This window comes from uncultured Dysgonomonas sp. (genome assembly GCF_900079725.1).
Taxonomy (GTDB): Bacteria; Bacteroidota; Bacteroidia; order Bacteroidales; family Dysgonomonadaceae; genus Dysgonomonas.
In genome coordinates, this window is the sequence record NZ_LT599032.1 from 4,831,485 (window position 1) to 4,854,311 (window position 22,827).

General features: G+C 39.7%; 7 protein-coding genes. 6 read left to right on the forward strand and 1 reads right to left on the reverse strand.

What is annotated here, in order from left to right:
- Positions 1-55: 55 nt before the first annotated feature.
- The gene (locus tag QZL88_RS19630; protein WP_296944313.1) at positions 56-4,993 is read left to right on the forward strand and encodes a T9SS type A sorting domain-containing protein; all 4,938 of its coding nucleotides are present in this window, start codon (positions 56-58) and stop codon (positions 4,991-4,993) included.
- A 195-nt stretch (positions 4,994-5,188) separates the two neighbouring features.
- Here QZL88_RS19630 and QZL88_RS19635 read toward each other — a convergent pair whose 3' ends face one another.
- Positions 5,189-9,142, reverse strand: coding sequence for a hybrid sensor histidine kinase/response regulator transcription factor (locus QZL88_RS19635; protein WP_296944316.1), 3,954 nt, complete (start codon positions 9,140-9,142; stop codon positions 5,189-5,191).
- A 426-nt stretch (positions 9,143-9,568) separates the two neighbouring features.
- Between QZL88_RS19635 and QZL88_RS19640 the strand changes: the two genes are divergently transcribed.
- From QZL88_RS19640 to galB, 5 genes are all read left to right on the forward strand, one after another.
- The gene (locus QZL88_RS19640; RefSeq protein ID WP_296944318.1) at positions 9,569-12,739 is read left to right on the forward strand and encodes a TonB-dependent receptor; all 3,171 of its coding nucleotides are present in this window, start codon (positions 9,569-9,571) and stop codon (positions 12,737-12,739) included.
- Between the two features lie 147 nt (positions 12,740-12,886).
- Complete coding sequence (locus tag QZL88_RS19645; protein WP_296944320.1) at positions 12,887-14,794, forward strand: RagB/SusD family nutrient uptake outer membrane protein; 1,908 nt, start codon at positions 12,887-12,889, stop codon at positions 14,792-14,794.
- 35 nt (positions 14,795-14,829) lie between these two features.
- The gene (locus tag QZL88_RS19650) at positions 14,830-17,901 is read left to right on the forward strand and encodes a SusC/RagA family TonB-linked outer membrane protein (RefSeq protein WP_296944324.1); all 3,072 of its coding nucleotides are present in this window, start codon (positions 14,830-14,832) and stop codon (positions 17,899-17,901) included.
- A 17-nt stretch (positions 17,902-17,918) separates the two neighbouring features.
- The gene (locus QZL88_RS19655; protein WP_296944327.1) at positions 17,919-20,147 is read left to right on the forward strand and encodes a RagB/SusD family nutrient uptake outer membrane protein; all 2,229 of its coding nucleotides are present in this window, start codon (positions 17,919-17,921) and stop codon (positions 20,145-20,147) included.
- Positions 20,148-20,242: 95 nt separating this feature from the next.
- A complete protein-coding gene (gene galB / locus QZL88_RS19660; protein WP_296944332.1) occupies positions 20,243-22,726 on the forward strand; it encodes a beta-galactosidase GalB in 2,484 nt (827 codons plus the stop codon).
- Positions 22,727-22,827 lie beyond the last annotated feature (101 nt).

The window sequence follows — 22,827 nt, forward strand, 5'->3', positions numbered from 1 at the left end:
CTTGATATAACAGGCTTTGGCCTGTCATTTTTCAAGTACAAAAAATATCAACAATATGAATTATATTAGCAATCGCTTTTTATACTTTATTCTTCTGTTTATAAGTCTCTTGCCATTGGTTCAAATGCATGCGGACGGATCAAAAGATCTTTATCCAAGCGGCGCAACTGGCAATAGGGCATATTTAAGGTCTAATACAGGAGTTACTGCAAACTGGCCATTTCCTAACAAAGGAACGCATTATGTATATGCGGCGGCTGGCGAGACCATTACTTTAGCTTCAAGTGCACAATCTGGTACCACTAGGCGTATCAGACTATATGCTCCGAATGGTAATGAAGTTTCACCAACTATTGCTAATAATCAAGGAAATATAGCTGATAGAAATGCCGAACTTGCCGGACCTCGTAAAGTGGGACAAATTGCAGGGGGAAATAGATATTTGCCTATCTATTATACAGTACCTGCGGGGGGGGCAGGTATTTATAGAGTTGAATTTGAGGGAACTGGGTCGGATAGTGGAGACGTAACAGGAACAGCTAACACACTGTCTCAACCATCCGGTTCGAGTTATGTCGCTGGATGGGATATATCTGTAATCAATACAGCTAATACAGACTTTATAAAAGGGCGAGTGTATACTAATGTTCTGAATATGTCAATAGCATCATCTACTTCAACAGGATTTTACGGATTGGTATATGTTCTGACAAAGGATGGATACACTTATCGGGTAAATAACAACGGAAATAACGGTATTTATTTTACTTTTTTTGTAAATAACAATGGTTTTGTAAATGCGACAACAAAAGTTCCCATATATAAAAGTCTGAATACTACTACAGGTATTGGAAATCAGGTGCACGACCCGAATCTGGCAGATACAGATGTTAGTATTACACATAAATTATTCTATACTCAGCCTAGCGCCGACCTGCCTTTAGATGTAGAAGTCAGCGGAGCTGTCCCGGGAGGGAAAACCTGGCTGAGGAATACGATTGTTGTGCCTAAAGTTGAAGAGGTTAAGGTTCTGGGGACAGATAATACAGAGGGACAGATATCGTCGAAAGGTGGATATATAAGATTTAAGACCGAATCTCAGGGAACGTTTACGATAAAGATAGAAAGTACAGGCACTCCCGCCTTTACTACCCGGCATATGTATGGGGCAGCCAAAATAGGTGAAAATAGTGTATATTGGGATGGAAAAGACGGGGATAACATTCCTATTCCGGCAGGGCGTGTACCTGCAAAAATAACAGTGCAATTGCAAGGTGCAGAGGTGCATTTTCCCTTCTTCGATATGGAGATGAATCTGAGAGGAACAATCATCGAATTATTAGATCACAATAATTTGAATAATGTATTATCCGATATTGTTTATTGGGACGATTCCAATATAACAATTAACAGTAATAATAATAGTGGCAGTAGTCCCAGTCCGGTAAATAACACTCATCTTCCACCCACTAACAGTAGTGGTATCTCCAGTAACAGTAATGGGCATAAATGGGCAGTAGGTATTTCGAACGCATCCTATGGATTTGGAAACCAAAAGTCTATCGATACATGGACATTTATAAAAGGAGAGGAGAAAACGATAGAAACGGCCGTTACTATAAAAGAAGCCGATCTTCAGGTGTCATCTGTTACCGTTGATAAAAGCTCTGTCCGACTGGAAGAGGAAGATATAAACGGAGATTATAATCCGACAATATTATCCTACACTGTAAAAGTTAAGAATGATGGGCCCAGTGATGTCTTGGGTGCACCTTTTACATTTACTCTTCCAACAGGATTTGACGGAACGGGTTATACAGCTGTTTTCAATGGCAATGGTTGTGGAACAGAATTGGTGGCAATAGTTTACGATGCTGTTAAACGCCAGTATTCATCTTCACTTAATCTGCCCAATGGTTGTGAAATAACATATACATTCCAAGCCGAAGTTACATTAGATGCAGATCCCGGGAATAATAATGCAGTAGCAACTATTCTGCGTCCGAATGATGTTACAGACCCGGATGCAACCAATACGAGCGATCCAGCCAATCCGGTTGCTCCGGCAAATGCCGATAATCCATACGATCTTACTCTGTGGTATGTACTCCCTACTGATCCATATTTCGAATGTGCAAATAATGGAAAGGGTGGAAATTGTAACAATATCAAAGGGGTGATGGTAAATCTGATACGTGAGACTGATCTTGCTATTGAAAAAACAGTAAATGAATCCAACCCGGAGGTCGGTGATTTTGTAACTTTTACTCTAAAGATTACAAATCATGGGCCACATAGTGCTTCCAATATAATAATTAACGACATTCTTCCCGATGGATATACAATTGGTGTGATAAATAATGGAGGAACAAGTGTTGGGAATACTATAACATGGAATATTATATCTCTGGCTAAGGACGCAAATACTTCTGTTACTTTTACAGCAGAGATCAATCCATCCGGAAGCTATTTAAATACGGCCTCTGTCTCTGCCGACGGAGTAGATCCCGAACCGGATAACAACACGGATACGGAAACAGTTGTTCCATGCCGGGAAGAAAACATATTTTCTGAAAATTTCGGAGATAGTGAATTTCCGGAAGCATCAAATAATTTTGGACGGGTGACTTCTCCTTATATGCCATCCAACAGTTTTAAGTTTGGCACGCCATATCCTCTTTCAGAAGAATATGATAAATTCGCGATTGATAATAATCATTATGCCGTAGTAGCCCCCGGATATATAAAAATGGGACATAAAGCGAATGATTATTATTTTTGGACACCGGCTTACAATGAGTCTAATACCATACAAGATCGTTCGAATACCGTAGCTGGTGCTGTTATGGTTGTAAATGCCGGACAAGTTCTCAATTCATTCTACAAAAGGACTCAATTATTACAGGTCGGTGCTTCATACAGGGCTTCATTTTGGTTGTATCTTGTAAATGGGCCTTCACAAGTTGCTATTGACATCTTGAATCCGAAAACGAATGAAGTATTGGCTACAATAGAGTCTCATGTTCTGAATGATTGGGATGCTAGCGTTAAAAATAAATGGACATATCTGGAACTATATTTTTCTGTACCTATACCGGATGATGAAGAAAATTGTAAAGTGGATAATGTTATTATTTCTTTCCGGAATAACCTCGCAGAGAATAGTGGAAACGATTATTATGTAGATGATATAAGCCTCGATAAAGTATGTTCTGTCCCTTCTGGTACAATTATAATAAGATGTCCAGACCCTAATTATAAGAAAAATTATTGGCACGGTACGGTTAGCAATCAATGGGCAGATACTGATAACTGGACTGCCGAGTTTGTTCCTGCATCAGGAGATAACATTGAGTTTGCAACAGAGAACAATAATGGTTCTTCAGGAAATGGCAATGGTCTTGGAACTGCAATTCGTGATTTGCATCTTGATGTCGATCGTGTGATCGGAGATCTCATTAATAATTCGGATGTAGATTTACTGGTAACCACCGAAAACCAGCTTACTATAAATGGAGTGGTGATAGATGACAACCCGGACAAAGGGACTATTGTAGTAAAGACTTCAACAGATAAACCGACAGGGACATTGCTCTTTGCCAATCCTGATGACAATCGGAATGTAAATGCTACGGTAGAATTCTATAACAAAGCATATGAATGCTCAACTTGTGGATTTTATAAAAAACAATGGCAATATTTTGGTATTCCGGTTCAAGCATCCGATTTTCCATATCTTACTCCTAGAGTGGAAACAGTAAACCAATGGGTAGAAACATTCAATGGCAATAAATGGCAGCTCGCTCCATATACGCCGGATACAGGTCTAAAAGCATTCAAAGGTTACGAAATGACTAATAGTAGTAATGCTTTGCCGACTCATATCTACAGTTTCCCTGGAATTTTAAATGTCGGTAATGCTATTGTCCCGCTTACCCGAACATCTAATGTTAATTATTCGGGGATGAACCTTGTAGGTAATTCCTTTACTGCTGCTATACCAATTACTTCCGCAGCTATCGAACTTGGAAGTGTGGAGTTGACCGAAAATACAGTTTATCTGTTCAATACGGGAACTCGCGACCAATGGCGAAAACTGAATGGAGGAACAGTCAGCGGTGTTGCCGGCGGACAGTATCAGGCTGTACCATTTAACCTTGCAGGACAAGCCGGAATACCGGACAGGATATTGTCTATGCATACATTCATGTTGGATGTAAAAACTCCCGGTAATATAACATTGAAGTATGGCGAACTGATGAAAAATGAGTTAAATACGTCGACTACAAAACCATGGAAGTCGACCTATACTAAAAATAGTACGGCACAATACCCTTATATTGTTATGGAGGTTGTTGGCAATACATCAGCTGACCGTGTATGGCTATTCGAAAATCCAGGTACTACTAAGGGTTTTGATAATGGATGGGATGCATACAAACTTCAGGAAGAAGGGCTGGCTCAGGTATATGTTTCAGGTGAAGCAGAGTCTAAGTATCAGATAGCTACTGTTCCTGAATTTGTGGGAACTACTTTTGGTGTGAATACAGTGAAAGATGAGAAGTTTTTGATAACGCTTTCCGTTGCTTCTGATGTAGAAATGCGCAAATTATATTTACACGATATACATACAGGCCGTAGTTATCCCATCGAAAATAATGTAGAATACACTCTTCCCGGAGTAAATAGCATAGCTAAGGGTAGATTTAAAATTACAGAAAGTTCGTCCCCGTTAAACGGAGTCGGACAAGAATCTTCTCTTGTTAATATTTATGTCAGAAATAATCAGATCGTGGTCGATAACCAGTCTGATAAGAATTGCATAGCTACTGTTTATGATATTTTAGGCCGGTTACTTGACGAGAAGAAGGTTTTCAGCAATTCCAACGAATATTTTGTAGGGAATCAGTTAATCAACAAGGGTATATATATTGTAAAAATAGTAAGTGAAGATAAATCTATCAACAAATCTGAACGGGTTCTGTTAAAGTAGAGTGTTCAGATTTAATGTGTAAAGTAAAGCGCGACCATTTAAAGTTAGTCGTGGTGTAGTTTTGTAAAGATTTTTATAAAACCCATGAGTCGGGATGATTCGTGGGTTTAGTTTTTATATTATATGCATACTAGATTTTGAAAGAGACTTATACCCTGTCCACATACTTAAGCAGATTCAGGTTTTAATGGGTGCTTATAGAGACAAACTCGATTTATAGTTTTTAGGAACCACGCCGAAGTGCTTTTTAAACGCCACTGAGAAATGGGTGTAATTACCGAATCCTGTTCTTTCAGATACTTCACTTAATATCCATGACCCTTCCAGAATCATCTCTGCTGCTCGTTTGAGGCGATAGTTCCGGATAAAGTCGGCTGGAGCCATATCGGTAAGGCCCTTTAATTTTCGATAGAAACTGGTACGGCTAAAAGCCATTTCACTAGCTATATCATCAACATTCAGATTCGAATTAGAGAGCTCTTTATCCAGTAATCCGGTTAGTTTATCCATAAATTGACGGTCAAGTGTATTTAATCCCGTAAGCATGTCATCTGCTTGCAACTCCTGCTGTGGAGTAGAATAGTACATGCAAAGTCTTTCCCTGTTCTTCAGCCTGTTCTCTATTGTCAGCAGTAAATAGTTTACATTAAATGGTTTACATATGTATGCGTCTGCACCATACGAAAGCCCTTCCAGTTGCTCCGGCATTGAAGTTTTAGCCGTTAGTAGTATTACAGGGATATGACTCAAAACCGGGTGCTGTTTTATCCTCTTGCATAGTTCGTAACCCGAAAGTCTCGGCATGATTACATCACTGAGTACAATGTCGGGATACTCTGTCTGCATCGTTTCCCACGCTTGTTCACCGTCAAGTGCTTCAATAATATTATGTTTTTCACCTAACATTTGTCTGAAATACATCATCAAGTCTATATTATCTTCGGCAATAAGTACGGTATATCTGTGTGTATTTGGGGATGCTTTCGTGTCCTTATCTATAGAGTCGGACAGAGTTACATAATCTTCTGTTGTATAATCCGGTTTTCGTTGGTTCTGAATTTTATCCGATATAGTGTATACATCGTCCAGAGGTAGTATAAATGAGAATTTCATACCTCCTTCCGAAGGGATTTCAGCAATAATCTCTCCATGATGATGTTCTACTAATCTTTTCGTATAATGCAATCCTATTCCTGTACCCGCATAGTCCAACCTTAAACCTATAGGAGACTCAATTTGGCGGTAACGTAGAAAAATTTCATCCAGTTTATCTGGAGGCACTCCCGGTCCGTCATCTAAGACTGAGATTTCTATATATCGATCATCGTGAGAATAGATTCTTTTATATTTTTCCTGAACTTCAAAAAATGCAAATTCATAAGTTGTTATCCATATTCTACCATTACTGGATGTGTGTTTCATTGCATTAGACAATAAGTTATTCATTATTTTGTCTATTTTATCGATGTCATACCACATTTCCAGATCGGAAATATGAGGCAAGAATTGTATAGAAATCCCTTTGTAAGAAGCTGTCGACTTATAATTGTCGACAATAGAAGCAAGCTCTTCTATAATATTACCTTGTTTGACTTTCAGGGCCAGTACTCCATCTTCCATCTTCCTGAAATCGAGCAATTGGTCCATTAGTTTATATAGTCGCTGGCAGTTGTTATAAACAGTTTGCAGCAGCTGTCCTTCTGTACTTTCGTGATCGATCTTTCCTATAAGTTGCTGAATAGGAGCAGATATTAAGGTCAGCGGTGTGCGCAGTTCATGAGATATATTTGTGAAAAATGTCATCTTCATCTCCGTTACTTCCTGTTCTCTTTCCCGTTCATAACTCTTCATTTCCAGGCTCTGCTTTTGTAATTTTATTTTAGTCCATAGGCGCATAAAGAGATATATAGCTCCACAAAATAATGCTATATAGATTAACCATGCCCACCATGTGGCCCATGGAGCAGGTTTAACTGTGATTTTAAGTTTAGCAGGAGTTACACTTGTTAGGCCGTCACTATTGACGGCTGTTACCACAAACGTATAATTTCCCGGAATAAGATTCGAGTAAGTGGCTCTCCTAAAATTCCCTACATTATTCCATTGCTGGTCAAGCCCTTCTAATTTGAATGAATAAGTCAATTTCTGAGGTGTGAGAAAGTCTATACCTGAATAATCTATTGTGATAACCGAATGTTTATGATTCAGGATAATTTCATCTGTAAATGAAATATTCTTATCCAGAATTGAACTCTTATTGCCCGGACGCACACTTTCATTATGTATCTTAAGGTCTTCTATCACAATTGGAGCCTGAGTACTGTTTTGCATAATCATGCGGGGGTCAAAGAAGGTAAGTCCATGATTACCTGTGAAATATATTTTTCCATCCGAACCTATCAGATTTGATTTTTCGTGATATAAATCACCTAATGTGCCATCATATTCAAAATAATTTTTAATCGTAAAATCGGGACTTACACAAGAAAGTCCATGCGCAGTACTCATCCAGATATTTCCCTCCATATCAGCACTTATACAGGTTATATCATTACAAGGCAAGCCATCGCTCATATTGAATATGCGGCACTCTTTCCCTTTTATATATGCTGTTCCCTCATTATAACTTCCAAACCAAATCCGGTTTTGTGCATCTTCGAATATATCGACACAATGTTGTGCAATGATGGTTGAACCGGCAGATGGCATCTCCAGTGGAGTAATACTCAGATCGTTATTATTAACTCTAAAGACTCCTTTGCCATATGCAGAAAAAATCAGTTCCCCGGAAGATAATAAATATACTTTTGGGGCATTTCCTGTATATACCTGATCTAAATGGGCGTCAACCTCACCGCCTTTAACAACAAAAAGTCCATTCGACAATCCGAACCATACATTACCATTACGATCTTCGGCTATGGAGGCAGAGCCTGTTATACCTGTTTGTGTAATGATTCGCTCCACGGAGAGTTTTCCCGATTTGTCAAAGGTACAAGCTGCAATCTGGTCTGCACACGCTATCCATAATTGGTCTCTGGAATCAATGAATAATCCTTCTACCAGGTTATTATTGTCTTTGAATATCCGCGAATTGGAAGAATTGTAGATTTTGATATCCCCATCTTTTGCATAACGGTATAGACCTTTATATCGGGTTCCCAGCCAAAGATTGTTGTATTTATCTTCAATAATGCGTGTAGTGAAAATACCTTTGAATGTATTGCTTAACTTCGAATCCTGATTAAAGAATCTATGTTTCGTATTGTATACACCTATGCCTTTATCAAACGAGCCTATCCATACATTTCCCTGATTATCTACATCACAAGACATTGGCTGTTGAGAATCCAATGGTTCGGTGTATTCAACCGGATTTTGTTCCAGTGTCTGTCGCAAAGCATCATATAAAAATAGGCCATTGGCTGCGGTTCCGATCAAATATTTAAGAGGCTCTATTTCTTTAATAAAATGGATATACGCAGTGTTCAATGATTCGTTTGAAGAAATTGCCTGCGGCGAATTAATGAAACTATTTGTATATGGATCAAAGAAAGCAATACCTGTATTTGTTCCTATAATAAAACCTCCCTGCGGATCCATACAGATGCAGCTGACACTTCTGTTTCCATTTATAGGCATTATGTCCCATTGAGAATTTTGGGTGTAATATGCAAGCCCTTTGTCAGTTCCTGCCCAGAATTTCCCTATTTTATCATTCAGCAGAGTACTTACTGTTCCTGACAATTTGTTTGAGAATATCTCTACACTCAGCTTATCCTGATCTACTTTACCTACACCCATACTGGTCCCCACCCATATGTATCCCTCCGCATCTTCATAAAAAGTATGGATGAATGCAAACGGCATTTTATATCTTACAAATTTGTCATTTATAAAATCGTAACGGTTTACTCCGGCACTGGTTCCCACCCACAGCCTATGCTGTGAATCCAAGAACAGGGAATAGATCATATCATTGTCGAGCGACGAATCATCTTCCTTGTTATGAAAAAACTGTTTGTAATCATAGCCATTATAACGATTGAGCCCACGTGCTGTGGCTATCCACATATAGCCAAGACTATCTTGACAGAAACCTTTGACGTGCAGATGAGACAAGCTCGGAGATATAATTGCTGTATTCATTTCATTTTTATTTTTTGACCGTATTTTATCTTTTCGCTGTAAATTCAGAAAGAAGAAAAGAAGAACGGACAAAATGAAAAATGAAAATAATATAATATATATATTTTTCCGGCGCATAAGGTTACAACTAAATTTAGACAGACTAATATAAGTATTTTAGCCCAAGTAAATACAAGGATGAACAGAAATATAAAGTTTTTGAACAGAAATCGAAAACGGCAGGAGAGCCGTAATACTTTGACCCAAAATCGAAAAAAAATAAACAACAGGCTTTTTCTGATAAATATTCTTTGTACATATCTTTAGGCAATGTTAATCTAACCTTAAAATAAGTAAGCCTATGAATCAAACAAAAAAACTAATGAATCTTTTACTTCTAGTTATCTACTATGAAAAACAGAATTGTTAATTAATCTTTTACAAATTATGCTAAATTTTTTTAATACCAGAGTAATCATTCTAATAATTATGGCATTGTCTGTCATACTGCCAGAGAGGGCTTACTCTCAGGGGCGGCAGTTTACTCTATCGGGTGTAGTATGGGACACCAATGGTGAAACATTACCCGGAGTGTCGGTGCGAATCAAAGGAACATTAATCGGAACTATTTCCGATAGCGACGGGAAATATTCTATTTCGGTTCCTAATGAAGAAAGTGTACTCGTAGCCTCTTTTATTGGATATAAGACCATCGAAATGGCGATAGGTAAACAGTCGAAGCTCGATTTTACGATGAGCGAAGATATATCCGAAATGAAGGAGGTTATAGTTGTCGGTTATGGAGTACAAAAGAAAGAATCTTTAACAGGAGCAATCTCTTCAGTAGGAACAAAAGAACTATTGAAAAGTTCATCTACAAGTCTGGCCAACTCTTTAGCCGGCCGTATTTCCGGATTATCCTCAACACAAAGTATGGGAGGCCAACCGGGAGTAGACAACGCAAAATTATATCTACGCGGTGCGGGTACAATGAATACAACAGACCCTCTGATATTGATAGACGGAATTCCCCGCGACAATATTCGCACCATAGATCCGAATGAAGTAGAATCGGTTTCTGTACTTAAAGATGCATCAGCTACTGCTGTATTCGGAGTTAGAGGTGCTAATGGAGTTATCCTTATTACCACCAAGCGAGGTGAGAGTGGTAAGGCTAAACTCTCATTAAGTATTAATCAGAGCTATGCAGCCTTCACAAGAAAACCGGATCGGTTGCATTCGGTAGAGTATCTGAATATGCGAAGTGAAGCAAGGGTTAACGATGGTATATCTCCTATCGACCCTAACGTGATTGCTCTATATGAGAATCCTTTGCTGGGACTTGACCCCAATGATCCTGACTATGCATCTAAAGCTGCAGCCCGCAAGTATCTCTACCCGGATAACGATTACTATGGTATGGTATTCAAAGATCTGGCTGCACAAACAACTATAAACGCAAACATATCGGGCGGTACAAAGAATCTTTCCTATTTCCTTAATGCCGGTTTTATTAAACAAGGGGGGCATCTGGAAACCGAATCTAAGTCGAAATTGGGATACGATCCTTCGTCCCGTATGGAACGTTGGAGTTTCAGGGCAAATCTCGATTATAAAATATCCAATTCTCTCAAAGCATTTTTGAACCTCGGGTCTTATATCGAGAAAGTAGGGATGCCTTCTGCATGGCAGTATGGAGATGATACTTACCTGATGATGCGCGGTACTTTCTTTTACACAACACTGATGCTTCCGATATCACCGGGACCGACAACTATAAGCGGGCACGGAGCTCCTACCGGAGAACCTGTTATACCGGCCGGGCTGGAGGGAGAAAGATATATGCCTTACAGCAGCTACGAAACAGTAAACCGATTTGGTTATTGGGAGACCGTAAATTCTAACTTAAATTCAACTCTGGGATTCGACTTTGACCTCAAAGCCATCACCCCCGGGCTTTCTGTAAGAGGTATGCTGTCGTACGACTCTTTTTCAGGTTCTTCTACAAGTGGTGTTAAACGCGACAAACAATATGAAATTGTACGTGCAGGAGATAACGATTCATTCAGTTATTCGACAGATGGTTCGGAAATAAGATTCAACACGTATAAAGGTGTGAATACACAATACAAGATAAACGCTCAGGCCATAATCAATTATAACAGAACCTTCAATTCCCTGCATAATGTGGGAGCAACATTCGTTGCACAGCGCGATTCGTGGGAGTCTACCGGTTCAGAGTTGCCATATAATATGCTTGGTATTGCATCGCGTATGATGTATAATTACGACAATCGTTATTTTGCCGAGTTCAATATGGGATACAATGGTTCTGAACAATTCTCACCTAAAAAACGCTTCGGCTTTTTCCCTGCCGCTTCATTAGGATGGGTGATAAGTAATGAAGGATTCCTGAAAGATAATAAAATTGTTCCGTTTTTGAAATTAAGGGGTTCTTATGGTAAGGTAGGAAATGACAAACAAGGTGACCAACGCTTTCTATATGTTGATCAGACAACATTAGCCGGTGGTGGCGGCCATACTAGTCTTGGACAAGGGAGTCATATTATCGAGGGCCTGGTTGGTAATTATAATGTTACCTGGGAAACAGCATCTAAATATAATATAGGCATAGATTTCAACCTATTCAATGACCTGACAGGCTCTGTGGATATTTTCAACGAAAAAAGAAAAGATATCCTTATCCGGAGGGAAACAGTTCCGGGATTTGTAGGAATTGCAGCAGGGAATATTCCTAGGGTCAACATGGGAGAAGTAGATAACAAGGGGGGTGAGTTCGAAATATCTTATAACAAAAAAGTAAATCAAGACCTTCTGATATCCATAAAAGGGAATTTAGGGTTCAACAAAAATACAGTGAAATATGCTGATGAAATCAAGTACAATGATGAATATGCTTACACTTACAGAAAAACAGGCTACTCATTAGGTCAAAATTTCGGATACCTTATAGATAAAAGTAATAATGGAGGCTATTGGACAAAAGAGGCTCTAGCGAACACCGACCTTATTTATGATTTTACCGCACCGAGACCGGGGGACTTTGTTTATCAGGATCTTAATGGTGATGGTCATATCAATGAAGAAGATATGGCTCCTATAGGAAATGGTTCCGTTCCCCGCCGTACTTACGGTATTACACTGGGGGCTGAATATAAAGGTTTCGATTTTTCTGTTTTCTTCCAGGGATTAGGTGGCTATAATGCTTTGTATGCGGGTAATCTTGTCTTTGAAAACATCGGTCAAGGCTCATATTACAACTATCACCGGAATGCATGGACAGAAGAACGTTGGCTGAATGGAGATAAAATAGAGTATCCGGCATTGAGCACCCGTGAAAGCTCAAGCCACCAGTCGAACTCATTTTTTATCCAGGATAAATCGTTCATAAGATTAAAAAATATTGAACTGGGTTATACTTTTCCTCCGCACTTGCTTCGTAAAATAGGGATTAGCAATCTCAGGGTATTTGTAGGAGGACAAAATCTGATAACATGGACTAAACTGAAAATGGATCATCTCGATCCGGAACCTAACGATCCAATGTCTTATCCGGTAACAAAAACATTTAGTTTTGGAACGAATATTTCCTTCTAAATAAAAGAAAGTATTTAATCCACTATTATTTAATCATAACTGGCTATTGTTGTTGCAGATACCAAAGCAATAAAAAGGTCTGAGACCTTAAATGTAATAAAAACAGTTGAAAAATTCTTTAATAGAAATTTTAAACAAATCAAACACATGAAGTTATTAAAAATATATATAGTATTATCCGGACTTATTACCCTGTTGGTAATGAATTCATGCTCGGACGTGCTCGATATGTCTCCCGATGGCTATCTCACCCTTGATGATATATTTCAGGACAATGATAAAACAGGTGCCTATCTAAGTACTTGCTATGAGTATATACCCGAAATGGGAGGTAAATTTCATTACTGGTCACGTGGAATTGTCAATTGGAGCGATGAAGCATGGGATTCCGATTCAGAGGCAGGCCTCATATCAGGACGCTTGTATAATGGAAATGCATCGGCATCCAATCATCCTATACTCAACGTGAGCGACTGGTGTGGAAATGGGAATTACTGGGAAAGATATTGGGCAGCTATTCGTAAATGCACTTTATTTCTTACCCGCATCGATGGTGCAAATGTAACATTACCGGCAGATAAAAAGCGATGGAAGGCCGAAGCGCATGTACTCCGGGCTTTTTATTATAGTGAATTATTGCGTTGGTTTGGGACAGGGCTTCCTATCATACGTGAAGTTTATTCCCTGGATGAAGATTTCAGTAATGTGCAAAAACCGAGCTATTACGAAACTATAAAATTTATCATGGAAGATTGTGACGAGGCTCTGAAAACATCAGATTTACCTTGGCGAATCACGACTCAAGCCGAAGCTTTCCGTGTTCCTAAAGCCATGGCTGCAGCTATAAAATCACGCATGATACTATATGCTGCCAGCCCTTTATACAATGATGGACAAAACTATTGGGAAGAAGCATATACAATAAATAAACAACTGGTAAAAAGCCTGAAAGATAATGGTTATGAACTATACTCAAAGGTTAATTATCCGGATGTATATAAGAGTCCTGAAGCACACTTGCCTAACGATTATGCGGCACTTTATAATGAATATTTCACTCAGAGCATGCAATATAGTGCAACCCCTGCCGACCGCGAAACAATATACCAAAACAGTGGAGGCCAGGGAGCTATCTTCGATTACGACGGGATTGGCATCAATGGGATGAAAAGCGGAACTTGCCCTTCTCAAGAATTGGTTGATGCTTATGAAACCGTAGAGGGGGCAAATGCCATGCCTGTACTCAATCTGGATAAACCTTATCTGGATGAGGAAAAGCATCTTCAGCCGAATTACAATTCTAATAACAATACTTACGACCCGGTTAATCCATACGAAAATCGTGACCCTCGTTTTTATGGAACAATGTATTATAATGGCTCTCAGAGAACATGCTACTGGAGAGTAAACGAAGTACCTGGCTGCTACGAAAATTATCCTGCAAATAAAGGTTACAGAACAAGAATAATCGCTACTTATCCGGAAGAGCCATATACAGGAGTTGCCTTAGAGCATAGAAACGGAACAAGAACCGGGTATTACGAACGAAAGTTTCTGCATCCTAACGCCGGAGCCGATAATAGTATTGCTGGAGCACAATTTAAGATGTTCCGTTTGGGTGAGGTGATACTCAATTATGCCGAAGCTGCCGCCGAGGCCGGACATCTGGCTGATGCACATAGCGCGGTCAACGAAATTAGAAAACGTGTTGGCATGCCCGATCTGCCATCCAATCTCACACAAAAGGAACTGATTCTTCGTATACATAACGAGCGCCGGATAGAGTTGGCTCTCGAAGGTTTCAGATATTTTGATGTAAGACGTTGGTCTGGCCCTCAGGAAAATCTTGCCAAAACAGATAGATACCTTACGGCTATAATAGCAAAAAGAGAAGTAGACAGCAATGGCGATTTTACCCATTATTCATATACTCGTCAATCTCTTAGAGAGCGTTTATGTTATCAGAACAAATACCTCTGGGTACCAATTCCGGCCAATGATGTTAATCTTATGGAACAACTTACTGGTAATAAATGGCAAAATCCCGGATGGTAAACAGGCGATCTAATATCAAATATGAAAAATGAATTATGAGACAATTAATTAAGATTATAACAACAATCAGTATATGCCTGCTATTTTCTGCTTATGTTCTTGCGCAGCAAAGCGGATCGATTATAAGCGGAAAGGTTACTGATGTGGAAGGCGAGCCCCTTGCAGGTATTAAGGTATCTTCCGATTATGATAAAGATGTGACAATGACAGACAAGGATGGTAAATATACACTTACCCTATCCCTCGCAAGTGAAAGGCTGCTGTTCTCATCTTTAGGATACAAAAGTGTTTATGGCAAAATTGCAGGAGCACAATTAGACATGACTTTAAATCGGGCCGAATCCAATGATAAGGACGAGATAATCTATTTGGGACATTCTGCACAACGGAAAAAAGACATCTCCGGAGCTATCTCCACAGTCACCGGAGAAGAATTAGCCAAGTCGCCTGTAGCAAATTTGTCGATGGCTCTGGCAGGAAGACTTCCGGGAATATTTAGCCATGAAACAAATTCAGAACTCTCTCGTGCATCGACTTCAATTAACGTAAGAGGCGCATCATCCGTAAGAGGCGGTCAGCCAATCGTAGTTGTAGACGGAATGGTGATTGGTCATAATACGATTGAAACATTCGATTATATCACAGCTGATGAAATAGAAACGGTTACTCTGCTAAAAGATGCGGCTTCACTGGCTATATATGGGATACAGGGTGCAGATGGTGTATTGGTAATCACCACTAAGCGGGGTGTACAAGGCAAACTGAAAATAGGAGTGAAATTAGATCAGACATTTCAACAAATGTCAACCACACCTTCATTTATCAATTCTGCCGACTATGTTAAAATGAGAAATCAGGCAGCTGACAACGATGGATTAGGATCTAATTATTACTTTAATGACAATCAGATAGCAGGCTTTGATTCTGGTACGGACGGGAATCTTTATCCGAACAATAATTGGCGGAAAGAATTTATGAAAGATATTACCAGTATGCAACGTGTAGGGGTTAATCTGTCTGGAGGTGGGGAAAATGTACTCTACTATTCTAATGTTAATATGATGCATCAGGATAATTTCTACAACACTGATCAGACAGCATATAATCCGAGCAATCATTATCTATGGGTAAACTTCAGGTCTAATGTTGACGCTAAGATAAATAAGTATTTAAGCGCATCATTGCGACTGGCTGGAAATATCAAAAGGGAAAAAACTCCCGGAGGAGGTTTTTTAGGCAATATTTATCCTACCCTGTTTCAGATACCATCGTCTATATATGGACCCACAACGCCCGAAGGAGGAGTTGTTGTAACTGATAAAGTTCAGGCTACACCATACGGATTGATAAACCGTTCCGGATTTTCCCGCCATACGGTAACGAATATTTATGCACAGTTTGCACTTAACTTAGATCTCGGATTTTGGATCAAAGGTTTGAGTATGAGTGGCTCTTATTCCTATCAGACAAATTCTGTTAATAGTCTGAATACACGGCAGGAATATGAAAAGTGGATACGGAAAAATGATGATACGAACCTCAGTTTCAATAAATACGGAACTGATGTGGATACTCCATTGAGATATGAAAAAGCGTCATCGATGTACTATCAATTGACTTATCATGGAATGATGAATTACAAAAGAGATTTTGGCAAACATCAGATAGGCGCTATGGCATATGCTTACTATCAAGACCTGATAAAAGGAGATGTAACCATGCCCTTATTATTGCCTTATATGAAAATAGTCAGTGGCGCAGAAGTAACTTATGGCTTTGACAACAGATACTTATTGAAACTCGATATGGGATATTCCGGCTCGGAACAATATGCCCCCGGCAATCGTTTTGTATTCACTCCGGCGGTTTCTGCAGCATGGACGGCTTCGAACGAAGCATTTTTAGAGGATGCGACCTGGCTTAGTAATCTGAAGGTGAGAGCTGCATATGGAAAGACAGCAACTGAGAATTCTGGATTAGGCAGATTCTCTTATCTGGATAATATTGTGCTGGGAAATGGAGGTACTATCCCATCCCTTGGTTATTTAGTAACAGAGGCTCAGGTTGCTAATCCGGATATCAGGCCCGAGATTTCCAAGAAGCTAAATATTGGTGCAGACATAGGGCTTTTCGATAACCTGTCACTTTCTTTCGATTATTTCAAAGATAAAATGGATAATATGGTCATACATTCTGGCGGTAGCTTACCTGCTTATCAGGGAGTTCCTCTCGATTATCTCCCCGCATCGAACAGTGGAGTTTTCGAAAACAAAGGCTATGAGTTAACACTGGCTTATACAAAAGACCTTAATCGTGACCTGAGTTTCAGTGTCGGCGGTTCTGTACTACATGCCAAAAACAAAGTAATAAACGGTGGCGAAGCAATAAAAGATGATGATTATGCTTACCGCAAATGGCAAGAAGGTTATTCCTTAGGACAAGAATTCGGATACCTGATAAATAAAGATAATGGCAATGGATTCTATAATTCCAGAGAAGAAATAGACCGAGATAACCTCCAGTATGAGATAGGGACTCCAAGAATCGGAGATTTGAGATATAAAGACCTGAACAATGATGGTATTATTAATGAAAAGGACAAAGCTCCGATCGGCACGGGGAGTCTTCCAAGATACTATTATTCGATATTTGGACAAGCTAAATATAAGTCGTTCGACTTTAGTGTCCTTTTTCAGGGAGTCGGCAAATACTCTACAACATTTAGCGGTGCGGGCGTATTCGAATATGATTTGGATGGTGTATTCGGTTCTTTGCATAGAAATGCGTGGACACAAGAACGCTATCAGAACGGAGAAACTATTGATTATCCGGCACTCTCTACTCAAAAGAATATAAATCATGAAACGAATGACTTTTTTCTCTACAATCGTTCGTATCTGAGATTGAAAAATATTGAGATAGGTTATACATTCCCTGCAAAATGGAGTAATGCTATTTTTATTGAAAATCTACGATTAAGTGTTAGTGCACAAAATTTGCTCACGTGGGATAGTATGAAAAGCAGTGACTTCGGTCCTGAAGGCGGAGGTTATCTTTCCATCCCCGTATATAGATTTTATAATGTAAAATTGAATTTAAGCTTCTGAAATTAACGAATACAATTATGAAAAAATATATTTTATATATTATTATTCCATTGATGGTTTCATGTTCCAATTTATTGGATATGCAATCGGACGGGCGCACCTCTCTCGACGAAATATTTTCGGAGCGTAATGGAATCAGAGGATACCTGAATTCGTGTTATGGTTATTGCCCTGCTCCATATATGGACCGTGCTTCTATGACAGATGAGGCGCAGGATGCTGATGATATTACGGCAGGATCGAAATTTTCGATGTGGTATGCTGATAATGTAAATGCTCAGAATTATGCTTCTTATTCCAGCGATGGCAGCCCTTGGACAAGTCTTTATCAGGGGATACGCAAATGCAATGTTTTTCTGGACAGAATACGCAATGTGGATGCAGCAACCATAGGTGTAAGCGGAAACGAAATTGCCAACTGGACGGCTCAGGTACATACCCTGCGTGCATTATATTATCTGCAACTGGCTAAGCGCTATGGGGATATTCCAGTATTAACTGCATCGTATGAAATAGGCCATGATTATTCATCCGATAAACGAGAACCGTTTTCTAAAGTAGTAAAATTGATTATGGAAGATTGCGATGCTGCTCTTTCAGCGTCTGATGCTGCTTTTGGATGGGGAGTCCCGTCAAATTCTTTTGGAATCATGACCCGTGCCATCCCTTATGCAATCAAGTCGCAGGCTATAACATATGCAGCTAGTCCGCAGTGGTCGGATGGTACTTATACATGGGCTGATGCAACAGCTGTCAATAAAGAAGCTCTAGGTGCTTTGCTGGCAAATAATTATCAACTGTTCGACGTAGATCCTCCTGCAGAAATAGCCCAAAACCCTTATGCTTTGTATTTTATAACCAATTCGGACGATCAACGCTCTGTGGACAAAGAAACCATTTACCAATGCGGTACTAAAATGGAAATTTGGCGAAATGCAGGCTTGCCTTCTACTGCCGGTATGTTAAAATCTGGGCCATGTCCTACACAGGAACTGGTAGATAGCTATGAAATGCAGGCTACCGGACAGATTCCAATTACAGGTTATTCCGATGAACTGCACCTGGTTCCTATCATCAACTCTATTTCGGGTTATAACCCGGCAAATCCATATGAAGGGCGCGACCCACGTTTCTATGCTTCCATATATTACAATGAAGCACAAAGGACATTGGGGGCTTCTGTAGGTGGGCGCAATGATAGCTATCCTATGAGTTTTAATTTAGCTGCAGTGAATGATCTTTCGGGTGGTTATAATGAGGCCGAGCAATGTTATAATATAGAAACTATCGGAGGTGACCCATACATCTATTTCGACCCTTTAGACCTACAGATAAATTGGGCGATGGAAAACAAAATAACTTTCACTTTCGAGTATAGAACAAACGACAACACTTTTCTTGATGCAGGAATGTATTTTGTAGTTAACGGAGGTATCGATCCAAGCAAACATTTTGCAATAGGTGATATTCCTGCAAGCAGTGGCTGGACTACTTTTACGGTCGACCTTAGCGAACACTTAAAAAATAACTACAGCGACAGTTGGAATGCAGGTTCTTATATTCGTTTCGATTTAATGGAGCAGCAGCCTGCTTCCAGAATGGACATCAGGAATTTCAGAATGAATATCGAAATAGAAGGAGAAGCGATAGAGAGCACACCTGTTTACACGTATGTTGGTGCTCCGGATGGTATTTCGGTGAACGATCGAAGAAGTACCCGAACAGGCTACTATATGCGTAAATTTAATAATTGGCAGTCGAACAACAGCAATAATGCCGATGGTGCTATTCGTCTCTTTCGCTTGGCAGAAGTATACTTGAATTTTGCTGAATCAGCCTATCAATCAGATGGCCCTGATACTCCAATTAATTTAGGTAATGGCATAACAATGAGTGCGCGTGATGCAGTAAATGCTGTACGAAAAAGAGCCCAGATGCCGGATTTTCCGGTTGGTATGTCTGTTAATGATTTTGAGAAAAAATACAGAAATGAACGTCGTGTGGAACTGGCTTTTGAAGAGCATCGTTACTTTGATGTCCGCCGATGGAAAATCTTAGAGAAGACAGACCGATACCTTACGGGCATGAGAATAACCAAAGATGGCAATGCTTATACCTATACAAGGATTAGCTTTCCACGTAATAGCTGGAAAGATAAGTATATGCTTTATGCCATCGACCAGGACGAAGTAAACAAAATGCTTGAGTTTACGGGAAGTAACTGGCAAAATACGGGATGGAACTAAGCGGACAGACCGAATGAATTCACAATCCGGCATGATGCCAGATGACTTGTCATCGTGCCGGATACTATTAGCAATATAAAAGATATATATCAGAAATGAAACGATTGTTACTTGCCATAACCATTATCTTATTAATGGCATGTTCTATACATGCCCGAACGAAAACCACATTGACCAAAGGGTGGAAATTTTCGCGGACAGATAATATAGAAGCTATCAAGCAGGATTTTGATGATGCTCATTGGCAGTCAGTATCTGTTCCTCACGACTGGGCGATATATGGCCCGTTCGACATCAACAATGATCCTCAGTTTGTTGCCATAGAACAAGACGGAGAAACACATGCCTCTTTGAAACCCGGACGTACAGGCGCACTGCCCTTTGTAGGTGTTGGTTGGTACAGACTAAAATTCGATGCTAAAGACTTTGTGGCAGGCAAAAAAGCGAATATACTGTTCGATGGGGCAATGAGCAATGCAAAAGTTTATCTGAATGGAAAAGAGATAGGATATTGGCCTTATGGTTACAACAGTTTCCATTTCGATATCACTCCCTATCTGAAAGAAAAAGATAATTTACTGGCTGTCCGATTAGAAAATTATCCTGAATCGTCACGATGGTATCCGGGGGCAGGGCTTTACAGGAATGTACATCTGATAGTTACAGATGAGGTTCATATACCCGTATGGGGTACATATCTGACAACTCCTGTTGTAGAGAAAGAGTATGCTAAAGTGAAACTGTTCACTTCTGTCGAATATCCGGGCAAAGCCTATTCCAGATTAGTATTAAAAACCGTAATTAAAGATATGTCAGGAAAAATTGTGACAGAAAATAATGCACAATTAACAAAGACTGACCTCAATACCTTTGAACAAAACTTTACAATAAAATCTCCATCTCTTTGGACTCCGGATACGCCGGTTCTCTATTGGGCTGAGTCTGAAATCTATGTCGATGGTGTTTTAAAAGATACTTATGCTACTCGTTTTGGTATTCGAAAATTAGAGATAATACCCAATAAGGGTATGCTCTTAAATGGCGAATTTTTAAAATTCAAAGGGGTATGCCTTCATCACGATCTGGGACCTCTTGGTGCTGCCGTCAATACAAGCGCTATTCGCCGTCAACTGCTAATAATGAAAGAGATGGGAGTTAACGCAGTAAGGACGTCGCACAATATGCCGGCACCTGAACTTATAGAGCTGTGCGACGAATTAGGTTTGATGGTAATGGTAGAAACATTTGATGAATGGCAGACTCCTAAAATGAAAAATGGGTACAATATCTATTTCAATGAGTGGGCAGAACGTGACTTAATAAATGTTCTTCACCATTTCCGAAACAATCCGTCTGTAGTTATGTGGTGCATAGGGAATGAAGTTCCTGACCAAGCAAACTATGAAGGGGCAAAAATAGCCCGTTGGCTACAAGATATATGTCATAGGGAAGACCCTACGCGATTGGTAACAATGGGTATCGACCAGGTGCAGAATGCAATAAAAACTCATTCAGCTTCCATCCTCGACGTAGTAGGATTCAATTATAGAACTCATTTGTATAAGAAGGCTTATGAAGAACTTCCTCAGCAAATATTAATGGGTAGTGAGACCGCATCTACTTTCAGTTCGCGTGGAACATATCACTTTCCGGTCGAGCGTACAATAAATAGAGTAAGAGAAGATAATCAGTCGTCAGGCTACGACCTGGATTGTGGGAGTTGGTCTAACCTCCCCGAAGATGATTTTGTTCTCCATGACGACTATGACTGGTGTATCGGAGAATTTGTATGGACGGGTTTCGATTATCTTGGTGAGCCTACGCCTTATCATGAAGTCTGGCCCAATCACAGTTCCCTGTTTGGTATAGTAGATTTAGCCGGACTACCCAAGGACAGATATTATCTTTACCGTAGCCACTGGAGGCCAACCGAAGAGACTTTGCATATACTGCCTCACTGGACATGGCCCGGACGTGAAGGGAAAGTAACCCCTGTATTTGTGTATACCAATCATCCTGCGGCCGAATTGTTTATCAATGGCAAAAGTCAGGGGCGTATTTCCAAAGATTTGTCTATGACCGAGAAAGAAACAGATAATGAGCAAGCCGCCCGGAAATTGAAGCGTCAAAAGCGTTATCGCCTGATGTGGATGGATGTTAAATACGAACCGGGTGCAATAAAAGTAATAGCATATGATAAGGATGGGAACGCAGTATCAGAAAAAGAAGTTCATACAGCCGGAAGGCCCCATAAAATAGAACTCTCGGCAGATAAGACTGTTATCGATGCTAATGGACAAGATCTAGCGTTCATCACGGTTAAAGTGGTTGATAAAGATGGAAACCTATGTCCCGAAGCTAGCCATAGCGTATTGTTTGAGGTGTCCGGAGCAGGTACTTTCCGCGCAGCATCTAATGGCGACCCTACAAATTTAGAACAATTTCATCTACCGCGAATGAGTTTGTTCAAAGGTCAATTAGTCGCTATTGTTCAATCAGATGAGGATACAGGTAATATTGTGTTTGAAGCCTCAGTCAAAGGTATAGGAAAAGCAAAATTGGAACTTAATTCTAAATAGAAAAAGGGCCGAAACCTAAAAAAAGTACACTGGGAAGGGGTATAAATTCAATAATAAATTGTATTTTATCGATTAAACCTATGAATTGAATAAAAATAATA